This is a genomic window from bacterium, assembly GCA_024228115.1.
Lineage (GTDB): Bacteria > Myxococcota_A > UBA9160 > UBA9160 > UBA6930.
Window position 1 is genome coordinate 1 of the sequence record JAAETT010000548.1, and the last position, 765, is coordinate 765.

Below are 765 nucleotides of genomic sequence, written 5' to 3' on the forward strand. Positions count from 1 at the left end.
TAATCTGTTCCATTTACTGTAAAGCTTACTACATCATTTTCTGCAAACTCTCCTGTTACGATTCCACTTACTGCAATTGTTTTGTTACCTGATATTTCTGTTGCTGTTACAATATCATTCTCTGTAATATTATTTACTGTAACACTTCCTTTACCTTCTAAGTCTACTGAGTAATTTTTATCTTCTTGTCCTAGTACAATTGTTTTATTATCAGAATCTGTTCTTAATACTTCTACATGTACTTTATCATCTTTTGCTAAGTTTGTTCCTGCAACTTCTACTGACCACTTACCATTTTCATCTAATGTTGTTTTATAAACTACTCCATTTACTGTAACTTTTACATCATCTCCTGAAGTATAATCACCAGTTACAACTCCGCTTACTGTTATCTCTTCACCTTCTTCTTTTGCATTAAGAATATCATCTTCTGCAATCTTATTAATAGTAATATCTATATTTCCATCGATGACATCTACTATATGTGTTGATACTACTGTTTTTTCAATTGGGTTTCCAGCATCATCTGTACCTGTTGCTGTTATTACAAACTCTGTCTGTGCTGCTAAGTCTGATCCTACTACCTCTACAGACCAGTTTCGCTCTGCATCTACTACTGCTGAATAATCTGTTCCATTTACTGTAAAGCTTACTACATCATTTTCTGCAAACTCTCCTGTTACGATTCCACTTACTGCAATTGTTTTGTTACCTGATATTTCTGTTGCTGTTACAATATCATTCTCTGTAATATTATTTACTGTA

1 protein-coding gene is annotated in these 765 nt (G+C 32.9%); it reads right to left on the reverse strand.

Annotated features, from left to right (window positions below):
* The coding region (locus GY937_22775; GenBank protein ID MCP5059538.1) for an Ig-like domain-containing protein at positions 1–765 on the reverse strand (765 nt) is incomplete at both ends.